Origin of the sequence: Clostridium boliviensis, assembly GCF_033342255.1 — a bacterium.
GTDB classification, from domain to species: domain Bacteria; phylum Bacillota; class Clostridia; order Lachnospirales; family Lachnospiraceae; genus Lacrimispora; species Lacrimispora boliviensis.
On sequence record NZ_JAWONS010000009.1, the window covers coordinates 1 to 473 of the forward strand.

Consider the following 473-nt stretch of genomic DNA (forward strand, 5'->3'; position numbering starts at 1 on the left):
TGCTCTTGACCAACCTAAAATCGCCGAAACCCTTGATATAAAAGGGGTTTAGCAGTTTTCAGTCGAATTTGACAAGGAAAAAGGTTTCCTGTATGATTAAATCAAGATTAAATCATGATTCAATAAAAACGAGTTGAAGGAGAGATGATGAATGTTCATCGCGGGGATCGACGCGGGCCGTTCCTTCACCAAGTATAAGTACGAAGGTGGCCAAGGGGTTTTCCCGAGCAAAATTGTTCCTTTCTACGATCACGGCGGTGAAAGTCCGCTAAAGGAAGCACATGATATGATCATGGAAGTGCGTAGTGAAGGGGAGACCGAATCCCAAAAATATTTTGTCGGCGAGATCACGGAGTTTGTGGAATATGGCGGCGCACAGGTGCAACGCTTAGAACAAGACAAGGCAACCATCCCGTTCAAAATGTTTGTGTTGAATGCGCTGTATCGGATGGGTGTCCATGATTTTGTCCCGT

At 45.0% G+C, this 473-nt stretch carries 1 protein-coding gene; it reads left to right on the forward strand.

The genetic code is table 11. The annotated features are described in order from the left end of the window. Nucleotides 1–151 precede the first annotated feature (151 nt). A partial coding sequence (locus RZO55_RS00390) for a hypothetical protein (protein ID WP_318062322.1) occupies nucleotides 152–473 on the forward strand: 322 nt, incomplete at its 3' end.